The organism is Streptomyces sp. NPDC058877 (assembly GCF_042742855.1).
Classification (GTDB): domain Bacteria; phylum Actinomycetota; class Actinomycetes; order Streptomycetales; family Streptomycetaceae; genus Streptomyces.
This window is the reverse complement of the sequence record NZ_JBHYMF010000158.1, coordinates 1-16,570: the sequence shown is the minus strand read 5'-3', so window position 1 is coordinate 16,570 and position 16,570 is coordinate 1. Positions and strand designations below refer to the sequence as shown.

Sequence of the window (16,570 nt, the reverse complement as noted above, 5' to 3'; positions counted from 1 at the left end):
CGAAGGTGTGGCTCGGATCCGACAGGTACAGCGCGACAGCGTCCGCCTTGAACTCGGGCGAGTAGACCTTCATCACCATAAAAGATGCCTCCTACTCGACCCCTGGCAGGGCCGGGCTCAAAGGTGTCCACCACTCGGGGACAGGTCCCAAGCTCCGACGTGTCCTCACGGCGACTCCCTACCTCTGCGGAGCCGCATCGTTGCCGCACTCGTTCTCGTCCATGCCCAGCCCGTCAGCCGCATCGTTCGCCTCACCATCGACGACATCACCGACGACGGAATCACTGTCACTGTCCGGCTGGGTGATCCGCCTTCCCCACTTCCCGAGCCCGTTGCGGACCTGATGCGGGCATACATCCTGTCCCGCCAGCATCTGCCCTACGCCAGCAGCAGAAGCTCCCACTGGCTCTTCCCCGGCCGCCAGCCCGGACAGCCGATGAACCCGGTCGGCCTCCAAGTCCATCTGTGTGAGATCGGCGTCCCGCCGCAGCGCGGCAGGGCCTCCGCAATCCGCCAGCTCGTCCTGTAGGCCCTGGCCCCCGTCATCGCGAAGGCACTCGGCTATCACGACAAGACCGCCACCCGGCTGGTCACCGAGGCTGGCGGAACCTGGAGCCGATACGCCACTGGCGACCACAATCGGTGACCGCCGGAAGACGGAGACTCAGGCCACCGACGCCCTCAGAGGATCGGTGGGGATGATCTCTGCCTCGTCGAAGAGCTGCTCCAACGCCTCGTGCCCGTGACGCCTGCGGAACTCGATCTCGGCTGTCGTTACGGGCAGAGCCCACAGGATGCGGGCGTGGCCCCCGGGAACGGGACAGTGTTCAAGGTCTGGTCCGTGGAGATAGGGCAGGCTGATTAGCAGGTGATCGCAGGTTGACCTCGGCACCCACGGTTCACCAATCGGCATGCTGTGCTCCAGGTCGAGCTGATGTCCTCCGCAGTGGTGGTAGGCGATCAGCGCCATGAGCTCGATGAACCGCTGGTCGCGGACGTGGGCGGTCATGGCGAACTCAAGGCCGTGACCGTTCTTCTCCGTCGCGGCCCAGCATCCGGCGGTCACATAGGCCCAGCTGTCGCCGCGGGGACCGGGCCCCACAACGAGAACTCGCAGATCTGGCACCACCCCTCGCCGTTCCGGCCCGAGGTCGTAGTCGACGACCTCCACGGAGTGCCCTTCGAAGAACGCCCGGACATGTGACTCAACGGCCTCCGCGGCCGACACTCCCGCATCACTCACCGCGCGATCATCCCACCGCGATCGACCGCCCCTGACGGCTCACTCGGCGTCATGGGGCTGCCGACGTCAGCTACGGATACGCGACACCTCAACATGCGAGCCCACCAGTCCCGACCCCTTGGAGCCTCCTGGCCGCCCTCGTGGCGTCCAAGCCGAACGGGCGCTTCCTGGAAGCTCGGGACCGGCGTCGGGGTCGGCGCCGCATGGCTCACCTCCGGCATGGACGACGGCGCCGGCCTCGTCGCGGTGGAGGCGAGCGAAGCCGTTCAGGCCATGCACGCAGACACCTCGGCAACGACCCCCGGAACGAGTTCGTCCACGCGGACGCGGACGACTGGCTCACCCAGGCCAGCGGTCCGTTCGACTTCGCGTACGTCGATTGCAGGCCCGGGAAGTACCTCCGTCTGCCGGATCTCCTTGCGCTTCTCCGCCCCGGCACCCTCTACGTCGTGGACGACATGCTGCCCCAGGACACGTGGCCGAACCACCATCAGCCCAGGGTCGACGCCTTCCTCGGACGACTGCTCGACATTCCCAACTGTCGTGCCACGCACATGCGGTGGGCTTCGAGGCTGGTGGTCGCCGCCCGGATCTGAGGGGCTGTCGTGCCCTCATGGCCCATGATCTGATTCGCATCGTTTCGCGTGATTCGCCGATGGCCCTCGCTCAGGTGGACCGCGTCCGTGCCGAGTTGGCCGCGCTCCACCCGGACGTGAAGACCACCGTCCTGCCGGTGAAGACCACGGGCGACAAATGGATGGGCGACCTCTCCCAGGTGGAGGGCAAGGGGGCGTTCACCAAGGAGGTCGACGCCGCGCTCCTCGCCGGTGAGGCCGACCTCGCGGTGCACTGCGTCAAGGACGTCCCCGCCGACCGGCCGCTTCCGGCCGGAACCACCTTCGCCGCCTTCCTCAAGCGCGACGACATCCGGGACGCACTGATCCATCCCGGGGGCCTCGCCCTGGACGAGCTGCCCGCCGGCACTCGGATCGGCACCTCCTCCGTCCGCCGGATCGCGCAGCTCGCCGCCTCCCACCCGCACCTGGAGTGCATCCCGATGCGCGGTAACGCAAACCGCCGCCTGGAGAAGCTGGGTGCCGGCGAGGCCGACGCCCTCCTCCTGGCCGTCGCCGGCCTGGAGCGGATCGGCCGCGCGGACGTCATCACCGAAATCCTCTCCGTCGACGTGATGATGCCGCCGATCGGCGCAGGCGTCCTGGCCCTCCAGTGCCGCGAGGGCGACACCGACCTGATCGATCTGATCAGCGGCCTCGGTGACCGCGACGCCTACCGGGAGACGGAGGCGGAGCGGATGTTCCTCCACGTCCTCCAAGGGCACTGCAACAGCCCGATCGCCGGATACGCCCGGGTCGAGCAGGGCGGAGAGCTGTCCCTCAGGGCCACGGCGTTCTCGCCGGACGGCAAGGTCATGCTCCACGCCCACGAGTGGGCGGGACGTCTCGATCCGGCCACCCTCGGCACCTCCGTGGCCGTTGCTCTCCTGCGGCAGGGCGCCCGCGATCTCATCGACGGCATCGCGCACTGAGGCTGCGGGGGCGCGGCGGTCGGCGCGGCGCGGACGTTGTCTCCTCCGCGCCGCCCGTCGACGCCCGGCCGTCTCTTTGCCCGCCGTCGTAGCGCCGCCTACCGCGCGGCAGTCAGAACTTTCGGGCGAGGGTCGACGGGCGCGAGCACGCCGAGGCGGTCCTCGATCTCCTGGGCGGCGGTCAAGCACAGGTCTTCCCGGAACGCGCGCCCGATGATCTGTACGCCGGACGGCAGTCCGTCGCTGACTCCGGTCGGTACGGCAACCGCGGGAACGCCCACGAAGCTGGTCACCGTGCACAGGCGCATGCCCTCGGCGACACGTTCCCGTCCCGCTTCGTCGCGTGACTCCAGTCCCGGCTCGACGGGCGGCTCGGTGAACACCGGTCCGAGCAGCAGCGGGTACTCGTCGAGGAACTCTGCCCAGGAGCGGCGGATGCCGAGCCAGGTCCCCATCAGCTTCGTGAGCTCTGTGGCGTTCGCAGGTGGAGTCTTCTCCATGGCCATCTGGACGTAGCGGTCTCCGCCTTCGCCGAGCAGGTTCCGCACCACCGGCCAGGTCGGCGCGAATTCGGTCGCGGTGATCCGGCCGTATGCCTCAAGCGCCTCGTCCAGCCGCGGAACGTCCGTCATCTCCCGCACGTCGTAACCGGCTTCGCGCAGCGCGTCCGCTGCCGCCGTGACGGCGCTGCGGACCACGGGGTGGACGCCGTGACCTCCGGGATCGGCGACGACCGCGACCTTGACCGGCCCTGGCAGTGGCTCGCCGTACAGGGGTACCGGCACGGCCCGCGGGTCCCGCGGGTCAGTCCCGGCCAACGCCTCGTATGCCAGCCGCAGGTCGGCGACCGTACGGGCCAGGGGGCCGTCGGTGACCAACATCTGTGAGGCCGGTCCCGGGTCGTCCGGGCCGAGGACTCGGTGGTCGGCGGGGAACCGCCCCATGGTCGGCTTCAGTCCCGCCACGCCGCAGAACGAGGCCGGGATCCGTACTGATCCGCCGGAATCATTGCCGAGACCGAGTGCAGCCATGCCGGTGGCGACGGCCACTCCGTCACCGCCACTGCTGCCGCCCGGGGTCCGGCTCCGGTCCCACGGGTTGACGGTGTCGCCGAACAACTCGCTGCGGGTGTGCATCCCGGCCAGGACCAGGGTGGGCATGTTGCTGTGGCCGATCGGTATGGCTCCCGCCGCGCGGAGTCGGGCCACCGGGGGCGCATCCGCCGGCGCCACCAGGTCGCGGAAACGCGATGCTCCGAATGTGGTCGGCACCCCTTCGACAGCGGTGGACTCCTTTACCGTGAACGGCACGCCGGCCAGCGGCCCGAGTGCTTCGCCCGCCGCCCGTCGACGGTCCGCCTGCGCCGCGGACTCGCGGGCTCGCTCAGCCAACAGTTGCGTGACCGCGTTGACCTGCGGGTTGACCTCAGCGATGCGTTCCAGATGGCTGTCGACCAGTTCGACCGCTGATATCCCGCCGCCTCGGACCGCCTCGGCCTGGGCGGCGGCCGTCATCGCCCACAAGGCGTCATGCCTGATCATTGTGCTCCCTGTCCACATGCCGAAGTGTTCGTGTTCGAACCATAGCCCGGAAGCGATACGATCGTATCGGAATAAGGAGGTCGACCGCGCATGCCCAAACAGGTGGACTACGAAAGCCGACGCCGCCGGATCGCCGAGGCCGTCTGCCTCCTTGCCGACGAACACGGACCGGAGGGAGTGAGCATGCGCGACGTCGCCGCCCGCGCACAGGTCTCCCTGGGTGCCGTTCAGCGCTGCTTCCGCAACAAGGAGGAGATGCTCCTGTTCGCCGTCGACCACGTCGGCGAACGCATCACCCAACGCGTGAGGGCACGCCTGGCCGCAAGCCCGACCCAGTCGGCCGCCACCGCCTTGGGGCACGCGACCGACGAGATCGCCCTGCTCCGCGAAGAACACCGCGCGGAAGCACGGATCTGGCTCGCGTTCGTCGCCCAGGCCGCAGTCAACGAGCTGCTCGCCCGCCCGCTGAGAAACAGCTACGAGGCCCTCCAGAACCTCTTCGTCCGCCTCATCACGGAGGGCGCCGAGAACGGTCCGGCCTACGAACGCACTGCACCGCCCGACCCGCAGGTCGAGGCCCGCACCCTGCTCGCCCTCGCCGACGGCCTCACCAGCCACGTACTCATGGGCCACCTGACCACAGGGGAAGCCGAGGAAGTCCTGCACGCACACCTGGTCGGCCTCTGGGAAAGCCTCCGCGCCACCCAGCCCCGAGGGGTCGTCTGACACCCATGGTGCTCATTGCCTCCCGCGTCCCGTGCCGGCTGCACCGAACCGCCGGGGGAAGGTATCCGCTATGGGCGTCAGGTTGAGTCGCTTGTCCGTGTCGAGCCGGAAGGTCCCGTACATCGCCCTGCGGCGAGGTGCGGCCGTCCCGGTCGGTTCGATCTTCGCCGAGAACGAGACGTCGTCGACACCGACCTCCGTCATCGCGGTCCGCACCCGCTCCACTGCGTCGAGCTCGTCCTGCATGTCCTCGATCCGGAGGGCTCGACCGGGCGCTGGCACCGGGCGCGGGAGGGACAGGCTCCGACCGCTTCGCCCGATGCGACTCGCCACGCGCATGGGCTCGGCGCCGGCCTTGCCCGCCTTGGCGGCCCGCAAGAGCCTCAGCACGGGCTGCCAGGTCGCGAAGTCGCGTATCGATTGTCCGGGGAGGTTCTGAGTAGCCATGCGCAGACCGTACGCGGGGCGGCTGACACCCGGTGTCACAGGAGGCAGGGGCTGCTCGAAGGCGGCTGTCGGTCTTCGAAGTCGATTGCACGAATGACCAAAGCCCTCTGCGTCCTGGTGTGTCCCGTCTCCCCGCCCTTGTGACGGCGTCGAAGTCACGAGTCCGTTCGCGCCCGGCGCCCGGTGGGCGCCGGGCCGTCGATGAGTGGCCTGTGGAGGCCCTGGGCCGGGGTTCCGGCGGGACGCTTCCGGCATGGTCTACCGCCGATCGAACCGGCGTCGGGTCGCGTCGTCGGCCGGCAGGAACGTCTCCAGGTGCAGCCCTTCCAGGGCGGCATCGGTGGCGGTGTTGAGGGTGGCGGTGGTGCTGAAGAACCGGAGCGGGGTGCCGTCCACATCGATTTCCAGGGTGACCACTGGCCCCACCGGGGGAGTGCCGGCATCGGAGGTGTCGAGGTATCCGGCGACCTCTGCGACGAGCTCGTGGTGGCGCTGGTCTTGGGTGCGCTCGGCGCGGTGTCTCACCTGCCGCAGCAGATGGCTGCCCCACTCCGTGAGATTGCCGATCCGGTCGGCCAGCCCGTCCGGATGGAGACAGGCCCGGACCACGTTGACCGGCGGCTCCAGCAATTCCGGTGCGCAACCGGTCAGCAGCCGATCAACAGCAGCGTTGGCGTCGACGATGTCCCAGTGGTCGTCCAGCAGCAGCGCGGGGTAAGGCAGGTGTGCGTCGAGGAGTCGACGCAGACCGTCCATCACCACCGCGATCGACGCGTCGTCCAACTGGCGATCCTGATAGCGCGGTGCGTAGCCGGCGGACAACAGGATTCGGTTGCGATCCCGCAGTGGCACATCCAGGCTCTCGGAGAGGTGCATGAGCATCTCCGGGGTCGGGTGCGCCTTGCCGGTCTCCACCCGGCTGAGATGCCGGGTGGAGACCCGCGATCGGTTGGACAGCTCCTGCTGGCTGAACCTGCGTCGTTCGCGCCAGGTCCGCAACAGCGCACCGACCGGAGGGACTTCGCCTACAACGCTCATGCCATGAGTCTACGGAGCCGTGTCCTGGCGGCCATGACCTGTGAGGTCATGGATCGGACGGCCGGGCCCGGGCCAGGATGTTGGACACCGGCCGATCGAAACGAACGGGAGGAATCGATCATGAAGGACATCGTCCAGCAGTACCTGGCCACCTGGAACGCGACCGGCGACGAGCGGGAGGCATTGCTCTCCGAGCACTGGTCGCCCGAGGTCACCTACACCGATCCGATGGCAGAGGTCTCCGGCCACGGGGGGATCGCCGTGGTCGTCGATGGCGTCCAGGCGCAGTTTCCCGGGTTCGTCTTCACCCGGGTCGGCGAGATCGACGCCCACCATCGCCAAGTGCGCTTCCGCTGGGGCCTGGGTCCGGAGGGAGTCGAACCGCTGGTGATCGGGTTCGACGTCCTGGTGCTGGACGGATCGGGCCGGATCCAGGACGTACGCGGTTTCCTGGACGAGGTGCCGGCATGACGGCGCCGCGCGCGTACGTGATCGGCTACCTGAAGGACGTCGAGGTCGGCCCGGAGATCGCGGAGTACATCGAGCGGATCGAGGCCACGATGACGCCGTACGGCGGTCGCTTCCTGGTGCACGGCGGACAACTCGTCGTACATGAGGGAACCTGGGACGGCGACATCGTGATGCTGGAGTTCCCCGACGTGGCCAGCGCCCAGGAGTGGTACGAGTCGCCGGAATACCAGGCGATCCTGCCGCTGCGCACCGCGCACTCGACCTCGATGGTCGCGCTGGTCGAGGGGGTGCACGACGGCTATCGCGCAGCCGACAAGATTTCTCAGCTGTTCCCGCAGCAGGACGCCCCGGCCGGGGAGGCGCGCTGAGCGCGGACCGGCCACTCGACGGCGCCCCACGGCCTCTCGCCGAAGTCGCCGTAACCGACCCCGCCCACCGTGGGCGGGGACGTTCGGCGACGCCGGCGAGCAGCATCGCCGATTCCTGGACGACCGTCCTTGGAGGTAGCGGTGCGGGGAGGTCTTTGGGGCGCCGGCCTTCTCGGCGATCGGGACTCCCGCCGAGCGCCCCCGGTTCGTCCTGCTGCTCCACACAGCCCATGGTCCTGGGCCAGTTCCTCCCGGCGAATGCCGCGAAGCTCGGGGCCGACATCCTCTGAGGACCAGCGGTACAGCCCGCCGATAGGGTTTCGCAATATGACCGTCGCTCGTTCCATCGCCTTGTTCGTCGTCGCCGCTCTGTTCGAGATCGGCGGTGCCTGGCTGGTCTGGCAGGGCATCCGCGAGCACAAGGGCTGGGTCTGGATCGGCGCCGGAGTCATCGCCCTCGGCCTGTACGGGGCGGTCGCCACGCTCCAGTCCGATGACGACTTCGGCCGCGTCCTGGCCGCCTACGGCGGCGTCTTCGTCGTCGGCTCCATCGCCTGGGGCATGGTCGCCGACGGCTACCGTCCTGACCTCTGGGACGTCATCGGAGCGCTCGTCTGCCTCGCCGGCATGGTGGTCATCATGTACGCGCCCCGCAGCCACTGACCCACACCTCGCACGCAGCAGAACCAAGCCCCCGCAGCCCCCTTGAGCAACTTGTGATGGCCAGAACCGCCGGCAGCGCCTTCAGGGTCCTGGCGGCAGTCGGTGATCCGGGCGATGCCGACGACGGCGTCGGTGACCAGTTGGCGATCTCGGACCGCGCGGCCGATCAGCGGGGTGCGCAGGACGGGCCGGTCGACGGTTCCGCCCGTGTGACGGTGTCGCCCGCCGCCGGCCCGAGCCAGTCGTTGATCTCCTTGAGACGGCCCAGCGGGTCTAGCCGATGCGCCCCGAGAACGCCACGGACGTCTGGTGGGTGCCGGCGCACCGTGGCGGCGCCGCCACGCGAGGTCGAACGGCAAGGTGCCGCTCCTGATGCCCCTGCTGAGCAGCGGGGCGCGATCACACGTACGAGACCCCCGGGGATACTTGTCGGATGGACGGACCAAGCACTTCCTGGGTCAACACCACGCACGACTGGGCCGGCACCGTGGACGTGGACCACCTCGCTCGCATCCGTCAGGAGCCGACGCGGTTCGCTCCGGGCGGGCCGGGACACCTCCTCCTCGAAGTCGTCGCCTATGCCGCCGACGAGGCGGCGAGTCGGGGCGGTGGACGGTGCGTGGTCACGCTGCATTCCGACGGCTCCGCGTCGGTGACGGATGACGGGCGGGGCACCGACACCCGGGTCGACGAGCACGGCAGGGTGGTGAAGAAGCCGGTCATGGCCACGAAGGACCTCCGGTTCTTCGACCTGCCGGAGGCGGAACGGCTTCCGGACGGACATCCGCGTCGCGGCATGTCCGTCGTTGCGGCGCTCAGCGAGCGGCTGATCCACACCAACCGCCGTCTCAACGGGTCCTGGGTCCAGCGCTACGCGCACGGCGTGCCGGTGACCGACCTGGAGCCCGTCGAGTCCGACGGGACCACGGGAACCTGCGTCCGCTTCCTCCCCGACGAGGGCCTGCGCGCACAGGGGGCGTTCACCTCGGGTGATCTGGTGCGATGGTCCGCGCACTGGCCCGAGCTGACCCTCCACATCGAGGACCGGCGTGACGGCGGGGCCGATCGGGTCGGTGACCGAACCGGCCCGGCACGCGGAAATCCGTCCGACTGAGGGCGGTGTCGGACCGGAACGGCTCGACGGGCCCGTGCTGCCCCCCGTCCGGGCCCTTCGCCCGTGCCGGTTCGGCGGGGACCCGCGGACGGCAGGCGCACGGAGGGGGCGCACCGAGGGGGCCCGCGCCGTCCCGGGCGCGCGGCGAGCGTCCGTCTACAGGACGGGCTGCGCCGGCGCGGGGCCCAGGGTGGTGGTGCCGGCCGTGCGGTGTCCGAGCCCGGTGCGGTACGCGTCGAGCGCCGCTTCCACCCGCCCGGTGCGGCGCAGGAGGTCGCCGAGGAGGCGGCACAGGTCGGCGAGGTCGCCCGCCGCGCCCGCCCGTTCCAGCAGGCTCAGGGCACGGACGTAGTGCTCCTCGGCAGCCTCGGCGTCCCGGGCGTCCTCGGCGATGATGCCGAGCAGTCGGTGCGCCGCCGCCGCGTGGACCGCACCGCGCTCCGGAGACAGGCCTCCGAGCACTTCTCGAAGGAGCTCCGCGGCCTCCCCGGAGCGACCGCGCCGGTGCAGCACGTCGGCGAGTTCGACGGAGACCTGGCTGCTGTAGAGGGTGGCGCGCCGGGCATCGAGCATGGTCATCGCCGCGCGCAGTTCCTGCTCCGCCCTTTCGAGTTCGCCGTTCTGGGCGTACACGTAGCCCCGCATCCAGCGGCAGTTGGCCAGTTCGGTGCGGATCTTCAGTTGCTGGTACATCTCGGCGGCCTTCGCGAGGGAGACGTCCGCCTCCGCCGTCCGTCCCTCGGCGAGCAGCGTGCGCGCGACCGAGCGGTGCATCCGGGCGATCAGCGCCGGGTCTCCGGCCTGTGGCGCGAGGGCGAGCGCGAGCTCGGCCGCTTGGGCCGCGCGGGCTTGGGCCCCCATGTCCATGTAGGGGCCGATCAGGGCGGTGTGCAGGAGGAGGAGCGCATCCGGATCGTGCAGGCCGGCGAGGTTGATCTCGTCGAGGGTGGACTCCAGGAGGTAGACCGCATAGCGGAGTTCACCGGCCAGGTAGTGGGTGACGGCCCGACCGCGGCGGGCCGGTACCCGCGCCGGCAGTGAGGCCTCGGCGAGGGTCCGTTCGGCCTGCTCGAAGTGTTCGCGGGCGACCACGAGGTCCCCGGTGTCGAGGTGGCACTCGCCGAGTCCCAGTCGTGCCGCCGCGCGCTCGTTGACGAGCCCGTGGTCCATCGCCTCGGAGAGGAGCTGGCCGTACAGGGCCGTCGCGTGCTCGACCTCGCCGTCGGTCAGGGCGCGTTGGGCCTCGGTGAGCCGGAGGCGCAGGGTGGTGGCGAGGTGCGCGGGCCGTCCGGTGGCGAGTTCCTCGAAGGCGACGCCGAGTCGGTCGGCGAGGTGGTGCAGTGCCTCGTCGGAAGGGCGTACGCGGCCGGCCTCCAGGGTGGAGACGTAGGCGGGCGTGTAGGAGGGCTCGGCCACTTGCCTCTGTGTCAGACCGCGTTCGCGTCGCAGTCGCTGCACCCTGCGGCCGATGGTCTCGGGGTCGTCCCGCTTCGCCATGCGCTCCATGATGCCAGTGCCCTCCCGTGTTGCCGGTGGTGCGGGTGCGCTCCTGACGGCCCGCACACCTCTCGACCGTGCTGCCCTTTCCCGGGGCCTTGTGCCTCCGGCGACCAACCCCCTAGCTTAAGCGGCTACTTAAGCACAATTAACCCACTGCTTGAGAGAGGTCGTCGTGCTCAGAAACGGACGTGCCCGCACGCGCTGGACCGCCTTCGCCGCTGTCGCGGTCGCCACCGCCGCACTGCTGACCGGCGCGCACGCGGCCGGAGCGGCCCCGGTGCCCACCGCCCCCGACCCGGTGGCGACGCACCGGGTCGAGTACTTCGAAGGGCCGGCGGCCGAGCCCCGGCACAAGGAGGTCCCGGAGCGGGCCCCCGCCCGCATCGCCCGTCGCGGGACGCCCGTTGCCGCCGCGCCCGTCACGCCCCTCCAGGAGACCGGGCCGGTGTCCGGGCGGCTCGACCTGGTGGTCATGGGCGACGGTTACACCGCCGACCAGCAGGCCGACTTCCGCGCTGACGCACGGGCCACGCTCGATGCGGTCTTCGCGATCGAGCCGTACGCGAGCTACCGCGGCCTGTTCAACGTCTGGCTGGTCGACACCGCCTCCGCCGAGTCCGGCATTTCCGGCGACCCGACCGCGGACGTCGTGCGGAATACGGCGCTCAGTTCCTTCTTCTTCTGCGAGGACACCGAGCGGCTGCTCTGCGTCGACATCGCGAAGGTCACCGCCTATGCCAACCAGGCCCCCGCCTCCGACATCGTCTTCGTGGTCGCCAATTCCACCAAGTACGGAGGCGCCGGCTACAGCTTCTCCACCCCGCCGACCGGAGCGACCTACCACGGCATCGCCACCATGTCCTCCGACAACGCGCAGTCCTACCTCATAGGCGCCCATGAACTCGGCCACTCGATAGGCCTGCTGGCCGACGAGTACCAGTACGCCGGCTACGGCGCCTATCCGTACCGCTCGTCCGCCAGCGCCAACATCTCCGTCACCGCCGACCTCGGCACGCACAAGTGGTACCGCTGGCTCGGCGAACCGGACCCGACCGGTTCGCCGACGGCGACGTACGAGGGCGGCGACTACTACGAGACCGGCGTCTACCGTCCGACCGTCACCTCCCTCATGCGGACGCTGGCGTCGACGGAGTTCAACCTCGTCGGACGCGAGGCGATGATCAGGGGCTTCTACGCCCATGCGGACGCCGCGACCTCCACCGTTCCGAGCGGCACGCGGATTAAGGCCACCCAGGCGCTGGATGTGCGGCTCGCCCCGGTGGGCGGCCTGGCCGACCTGCGTCTGACCTGGTCCGTCGACGGGAAGCAGATCGCCTGGGCCACCGGACTCCTGTCGGTGACCCCTGCCGAACTCGGGGCCGTCCGCAGCGGCCAGCGGGTCACGGCCACGGTCACCGACACCACGTCCGCCGTCCGCGATCCCGAGGTCCGCGCGGAGACCGTCAACTCGCTTTTCTGGCGCGTGCGCTGACGGGCGGCAACCATCCGGCGATCGCTTGCCGGGCAGGGGCGGAGGGAGCCGCGATGCGCCTCCCTCCTTCCCCGTTACCCGTCGGTAGGCAATGATGGTCGCGAGACCATCCACACGGCCGGGGGCTGGGACAAACGGTGAAGAGTTTCGACGAACGGACCAGGGTGCACGCCTTCCGGGACGACGCCCTGGGGGAGTACGACGCCGTCGGGCTCGCCGCGGCGATCCGGCGGGGCGAGGTGGGTGCCGCCGAAGCCGCTCGGGACGCCGCGGAGCGGGTACGGGCCGTCGAGGAGCGGCTCCGCGCCGTCCAGGTGCACGCCGACGCTCCCGTGCACGCTCCCGGTACCGGGGGAGCCTTCGCGGGGGTGCCGACCTTCGTCAAGGACAACACCGACTACCGGGGGCTGCCGACCGGACACGGAAGCGAGGCCTTCACGCCCGCCCCCGCGCGCCGGCACGCCCCCTTCACCCGTCAGTTCCTGAGCAGCGGCGTCACGGTGCTCGGCAAGACCAGGCTGCCCGAGTTCGGCTTCAGCCCGACCACGGAGTACGAGCACGCCGAGCCCGTCCGCAACCCGTGGAACACCGAGCACTCCGCAGGCGGTTCATCCGGGGGCAGTGCGGCCCTCGTCGCCGCCGGAGCCGTGCCGATCGCACACGCCAACGACGGCGGCGGCTCCATCCGCATCCCCGCCGCCTGCTGCGGACTCGTCGGCCTCAAGCCGACCCGCGGTCGCCTCGTGCCGAACGCCCAGAGCCGACAACTTCCCCTGGACCTGGTCGCCGACGGCATCGTGAGCCGTTCGGTGCGGGACACCGCGGCCTTCCTCGCCGCCGCCGAGAGGTACCGCCCCCATCCGAAGCTGCCGCCCCTGGGGCTCGTCGAAGGGCCCTCGGGGCGACGACTGCGGATCGGGTTCCTGCTGGACTCGCCCAACGGAGTCGCCGCCGACCCCGTCACCCGGGCGGCGGTCACCGATGCGGCGGCAACGCTCGAACGCCTCGGCCACGCCGTCGAGCCGGTGGAGATGGCCATCGACCCCCGCTTCACCCATGACTTCCTCACCTACTGGGGAATGCTGTCCTTCCTCCTCGGAACCACCGGCCGCACCCTCGGCCCCGACTTCGACCGGCGCCGCATGGACGCCCTCAGCCGAGGACTGCGCGCGACCTACCTGGAGAACTGGCGGCACACCCCGGGCGTACTGCGCAGACTGAAGAGGACGAAGGAGGCCTACGCGGCGGCGTTCCGCGGCCTCGACCTCCTGCTCACCCCGGTGCTCGCCCACCCCGCACCGCGGCTCGGGCACCTCGCCCCGACCGTCCCCTATCCGGAGCTCGTCGAACGGATCCTGGCGTACGTCGCCTTCACCCCGATCGACAACGTGGTCGGCACCCCCTCCCTCTCCTTGCCCAGCGTCAGGGTGACGGACGACGGGCTCCCCGTCGGCGTCATGTTCTCCGGCCGTCCCGGCAGCGAACGCACCCTCCTGGACGTCGCCTTCACGTTGGAGGCCGACCGCCCCTTCCGGCGCATCCAGGACCAGTAGGTCCGGGCCGACCGGACCCGGCCGGGGAACGGTCGCGGAGCGTGTTCGGTCAGCCGCCGCGCCGGACCTTCGCGGCCCTGCGGGCCTCGGCCGTCCTGCGGGCCTCGGCGGCCCGACGGGACTCGTTCTTGGCCCGTCCGGGGCGGCCCGGCACGGTGCCGATGCCCCGGAAGGCGGCGGTGCCGCGCTGGGGGCGCTCCTGACTCGGCGCGTTGCCGTCGACCGGTACGCCCGAGGGCTTGCGGGCGCCGGTGATCCGGGTCAGCTCGGCCTCGCCGGAACGGACCCGGGTGACGCGGGGCCGGATGCCCGCCTCCGTCATGAGGCGGGCCACGTCACGGCGTTCCTCGGGCGTGACCAGCGTGACGACGGTGCCGGACCCGCCGGCACGCGCGGTGCGCCCGCCGCGGTGCAGGTAGTCCTTGCCGTCGGCGGGCGGGTCGACGTTGACGACGAGGTCCAAGGCGTCGACGTGGAGGCCGCGAGCCGCCACGTCGGTGGCGACCAGGACGCTGACCTCGCCGCTCCGGAAGCGCTCCAGGGTCCGGGTGCGCAACGGCTGCGACTTGCCCCCGTGCAGCGCCGCGGCCCGCACGCCGCTGCCGAGGAGGTGCTTGGTGAAGCGGTCCACGGAGTGCTTGGTGTGCAGGAACATGATCACCCGTCCGTCGCGGGCGGCGATCTCCGTGGCGGTGGCGAACTTGTCGGCCCCGTGCACGTGCAGGACGTGGTGTTCCATGGTGGAGACCGCGGCGGTCGACGGGTCGACGGAGTGGACGACCGGGTCGTCGAGGTAGCGCTCGACCAGCTGGTCGACGTCACGGTCGAGCGTGGCCGAGAACAGCATCCGCTGACCCTCTTGCGGGACCCGGTCGAGGACCTCGGTGACCTGGGGGAGGAAGCCCATGTCGGCCATCTGGTCGGCCTCGTCGAGGACGGTGGTGGCGATGTGGTCGAGCCGGCAGTCCCTGCGCTCGACGAGGTCCATGAGGCGGCCGGGCGTGGCGATCAGGACCTCGGCCCCGTCCCGTAGCGCGGTCGCCTGCCGGCCGATCGACAGGCCGCCGACCACGGTTGCCAGGCGCACCTTCAGCGCGTCGGCGTACGGCGCGAGGGCGTCCGTGACCTGCTGGGCCAGCTCACGGGTGGGGACGAGGACCAGGGCCCGCGGCTTGCGGGCCTCCGCCCGGCGACCGGACGTGCGGACCAGGAGCGGCAGGCCGAAGGCGAGCGTCTTGCCGGAGCCGGTGCGCCCGCGCCCGAGGACGTCACGGCCCGCGAGGGCGTCCGGCAGGGTGGCCGCCTGGATCGGGAAGGGCGTGTCGACGCCGCGGCGGGCGAGTTCCGCGAGCAGTGCGTCCGGCAGGCCGAACGCGGTGAAGACGGCGGCCGGCGAGGGGCCGGAGCCGGTGTCGTCCGTGCGGGGCGTGCGGTTCATGCGGCACCTGGTCCGTGGAGGCTCGGGGGAGGAACGACGAGCTGGGGCCCTCGCCGCACGGGCGAGGACCCCAGCTGTGTCGGACGTGTCGACGTCAGGTTCAGGCGGGGAGGATGTTCTCCGCCTGCGGGCCCTTCTGGCCCTGCGTGACGTCGAAGGTCACCTTCTGGCCCTCCTGGAGCTCACGGAAGCCGGAGGTGGCGATGTTGGAGTAGTGGGCGAAGACGTCCGGGCCGCCGCCCTCCTGCTCGATGAAGCCGAAGCCCTTTTCCGAGTTGAACCACTTCACGGTGCCGTTGGCCATGTCATATCTCCTTCGGGGCGTAGCCCGGGGAGCCGCACCGTGCGGCTCCCGGCGTCGCCGTGATGATTGCCCCGTCCGGAAAACTGCACCGAAAACACATAAAGTGCCTGACGATGTCGAATCGTCGAAGGCACTTGTCAGTTCATTGGGAACCACGACTGCAACTGTGGTCGACTGTAGCACGACGGCGACGGGCCTGCGACAGAATGTCCGATTCATCACTCTAGGGGTGTTTTATCGTCCATCGAGGGCCGGGCCGGTGCCGACCGGTGCGGTGCGGTCGGCCGTGCCGTCGGTGCGCCCGCGGGTGTTCCGTGCGGTCAGGACGAACGTGACCGTGACCAGCAGCGCCCAGGCGCCGAACTTCGCGAGAGACACCGGCTGCCAGCCGTCCAACTGGTTCGGGTAGCTCCAGGCGCCGACGTAGGTGGCGGCGTTCTCGGCGACCCAGAGGAAGAAGCCGATCAGGACGAAGGAGAGGGCCAGCGGCATCCGGTGGTCGCTCCCGCCGACCCGGAACCGGACCCACGAGCCCGCCGTCGAGACCAGGAGCAGTGCGGCGAGGACCCATCGGGCGTCCGGTATCCAGTGGTGGCTGAAGAAGTTCACGTACACGGCTCCGGCGAGGACCGCCGTCGTCCGGGGGCGGTAGCCCGTGAGCCGCAGGTCGAACAGGCGCCAGGCCCGACACACGTAGCTGCCCAGCGCCGCGTACAGGAACCCGCCGTACAGCGGTACGCCGCCGAACTTCGTCAGGGCGTCCTCCGGGTAGCTCCACGAGCCCATGTGCACCTTGACCAGTTCGAAGACCAGGCCGATGGCGTGGCAGCCGGCGATCACGGCGACGTCCCGGCCGGAGTCCCAGCCGAGCTTCCAGGAGAGGACGGTCAGCCCGATGCCGTACAGGAACAGCAGGTCGTAGCGGGCGACCGGTAGTTCCGGCAGCAGGGTGGAGACGGCGATGCCGCCGACGAGCGCGATCGCGAAGGCGCAGCAGCGTGCCTCCAGGGCCGCGAAGTGGAGCAGCTGACGGGTGCCGTGGACGAACGTCTTCATGGCGGAGGGGACGCCGCCGCGCGGTCGGCGGTTCGCCGGCCACCGGAGAAACGGCGGTGCTCCGCACCCC

The 16,570-nt window shown here is 70.5% G+C and carries 18 protein-coding genes; 10 read left to right on the top strand and 8 right to left on the bottom strand.

Annotation, left to right across the window (positions count from 1 at the left end; all coding sequences use genetic code 11):
- Window positions 1-343 precede the first annotated feature (343 nt).
- Complete coding sequence (locus tag ACFW2Y_RS27705) at window positions 344-529, top strand: hypothetical protein (protein ID WP_384884660.1); 186 nt, start codon at window positions 344-346, stop codon at window positions 527-529.
- A 135-nt stretch (window positions 530-664) separates the two neighbouring features.
- Here the strand turns inward: ACFW2Y_RS27705 and ACFW2Y_RS27700 are convergent, their stop codons facing one another.
- Window positions 665-1,243 carry a suppressor of fused domain protein gene (locus tag ACFW2Y_RS27700; RefSeq protein ID WP_384884659.1) on the bottom strand — a complete coding sequence of 193 codons (579 nt, stop codon included), beginning with the start codon at window positions 1,241-1,243 and terminating at the stop codon, window positions 665-667.
- Window positions 1,244-1,692: 449 nt separating this feature from the next.
- On the opposite strand from ACFW2Y_RS27700, the gene ACFW2Y_RS27695 reads away from it, so the two are divergent.
- Both ACFW2Y_RS27695 and hemC read left to right on the top strand, forming a co-directional pair.
- On the top strand, window positions 1,693-1,839 hold the full coding sequence (locus tag ACFW2Y_RS27695; RefSeq protein ID WP_384884658.1) for a hypothetical protein: 147 nt from the start codon (window positions 1,693-1,695) through the stop codon (window positions 1,837-1,839).
- Between the two features lie 17 nt (window positions 1,840-1,856).
- On the top strand, window positions 1,857-2,789 hold the full coding sequence (gene hemC / locus ACFW2Y_RS27690; RefSeq protein WP_384884657.1) for a hydroxymethylbilane synthase: 933 nt from the start codon (window positions 1,857-1,859) through the stop codon (window positions 2,787-2,789).
- A 98-nt stretch (window positions 2,790-2,887) separates the two neighbouring features.
- Here hemC and ACFW2Y_RS27685 read toward each other — a convergent pair whose 3' ends face one another.
- The gene (locus ACFW2Y_RS27685) at window positions 2,888-4,330 is read right to left on the bottom strand and encodes an amidase (protein WP_384884655.1); all 1,443 of its coding nucleotides are present in this window, start codon (window positions 4,328-4,330) and stop codon (window positions 2,888-2,890) included.
- 90 nt (window positions 4,331-4,420) lie between these two features.
- Here ACFW2Y_RS27685 and ACFW2Y_RS27680 point away from each other — a divergent pair, with 90 nt between their 5' ends.
- Complete coding sequence (locus ACFW2Y_RS27680; protein WP_384884654.1) at window positions 4,421-5,056, top strand: TetR/AcrR family transcriptional regulator; 636 nt, start codon at window positions 4,421-4,423, stop codon at window positions 5,054-5,056.
- Between the two features lie 12 nt (window positions 5,057-5,068).
- Here ACFW2Y_RS27680 and ACFW2Y_RS27675 read toward each other — a convergent pair whose 3' ends face one another.
- Window positions 5,069-5,503 carry a hypothetical protein gene (locus ACFW2Y_RS27675; RefSeq protein WP_384884652.1) on the bottom strand — a complete coding sequence of 145 codons (435 nt, stop codon included), beginning with the start codon at window positions 5,501-5,503 and terminating at the stop codon, window positions 5,069-5,071.
- A gap of 258 nt (window positions 5,504-5,761) precedes the next feature.
- A complete protein-coding gene (locus ACFW2Y_RS27670; RefSeq protein ID WP_384884650.1) occupies window positions 5,762-6,541 on the bottom strand; it encodes a helix-turn-helix domain-containing protein in 780 nt (259 codons plus the stop codon).
- A gap of 120 nt (window positions 6,542-6,661) precedes the next feature.
- Between ACFW2Y_RS27670 and ACFW2Y_RS27665 the strand changes: the two genes are divergently transcribed.
- The 4 genes from ACFW2Y_RS27665 (at window position 6,662) to ACFW2Y_RS27650 (ending at window position 9,157) form a co-directional block, all read left to right on the top strand.
- Window positions 6,662-7,012, top strand: a complete 351-nt coding sequence (locus tag ACFW2Y_RS27665) for a nuclear transport factor 2 family protein (RefSeq protein WP_384884648.1) — start codon at window positions 6,662-6,664, stop codon at window positions 7,010-7,012.
- Window positions 7,009-7,380: a DUF1330 domain-containing protein gene (locus tag ACFW2Y_RS27660; RefSeq protein WP_384884646.1), complete on the top strand. Its 372-nt coding sequence runs from the start codon at window positions 7,009-7,011 to the stop codon at window positions 7,378-7,380. The genes ACFW2Y_RS27665 and ACFW2Y_RS27660 overlap by 4 nt, the downstream gene beginning before the upstream one ends.
- A 327-nt stretch (window positions 7,381-7,707) precedes the next feature.
- Window positions 7,708-8,043: a YnfA family protein gene (locus ACFW2Y_RS27655; RefSeq protein WP_384884644.1), complete on the top strand. Its 336-nt coding sequence runs from the start codon at window positions 7,708-7,710 to the stop codon at window positions 8,041-8,043.
- A gap of 433 nt (window positions 8,044-8,476) precedes the next feature.
- Window positions 8,477-9,157, top strand: coding sequence for an ATP-binding protein (locus tag ACFW2Y_RS27650; RefSeq protein WP_384884642.1), 681 nt, complete (start codon window positions 8,477-8,479; stop codon window positions 9,155-9,157).
- 156 nt (window positions 9,158-9,313) lie between these two features.
- Here the strand turns inward: ACFW2Y_RS27650 and ACFW2Y_RS27645 are convergent, their stop codons facing one another.
- Complete coding sequence (locus ACFW2Y_RS27645; RefSeq protein WP_384884640.1) at window positions 9,314-10,654, bottom strand: helix-turn-helix domain-containing protein; 1,341 nt, start codon at window positions 10,652-10,654, stop codon at window positions 9,314-9,316.
- Between the two features lie 175 nt (window positions 10,655-10,829).
- Between ACFW2Y_RS27645 and ACFW2Y_RS27640 the strand changes: the two genes are divergently transcribed.
- Together ACFW2Y_RS27640 and ACFW2Y_RS27635 are read left to right on the top strand one after the other, a co-directional pair.
- On the top strand, window positions 10,830-12,149 hold the full coding sequence (locus tag ACFW2Y_RS27640) for a M64 family metallopeptidase (protein WP_384884638.1): 1,320 nt from the start codon (window positions 10,830-10,832) through the stop codon (window positions 12,147-12,149).
- 137 nt (window positions 12,150-12,286) lie between these two features.
- Window positions 12,287-13,702 (top strand): amidase, encoded by a 1,416-nt coding sequence (locus ACFW2Y_RS27635; protein WP_384884636.1) that lies wholly within the window; start codon window positions 12,287-12,289, stop codon window positions 13,700-13,702.
- Window positions 13,703-13,751: 49 nt separating this feature from the next.
- Here the strand turns inward: ACFW2Y_RS27635 and ACFW2Y_RS27630 are convergent, their stop codons facing one another.
- From ACFW2Y_RS27630 to ACFW2Y_RS27620, 3 genes are all read right to left on the bottom strand, one after another.
- Window positions 13,752-15,140, bottom strand: coding sequence for a DEAD/DEAH box helicase (locus tag ACFW2Y_RS27630; protein ID WP_384884634.1), 1,389 nt, complete (start codon window positions 15,138-15,140; stop codon window positions 13,752-13,754).
- A 100-nt stretch (window positions 15,141-15,240) separates the two neighbouring features.
- Complete coding sequence (locus tag ACFW2Y_RS27625) at window positions 15,241-15,444, bottom strand: cold-shock protein (RefSeq protein WP_015031667.1); 204 nt, start codon at window positions 15,442-15,444, stop codon at window positions 15,241-15,243.
- Between the two features lie 234 nt (window positions 15,445-15,678).
- The gene (locus ACFW2Y_RS27620; protein WP_384884632.1) at window positions 15,679-16,500 is read right to left on the bottom strand and encodes a DUF817 domain-containing protein; all 822 of its coding nucleotides are present in this window, start codon (window positions 16,498-16,500) and stop codon (window positions 15,679-15,681) included.
- Window positions 16,501-16,570: the final 70 nt, after the last annotated feature.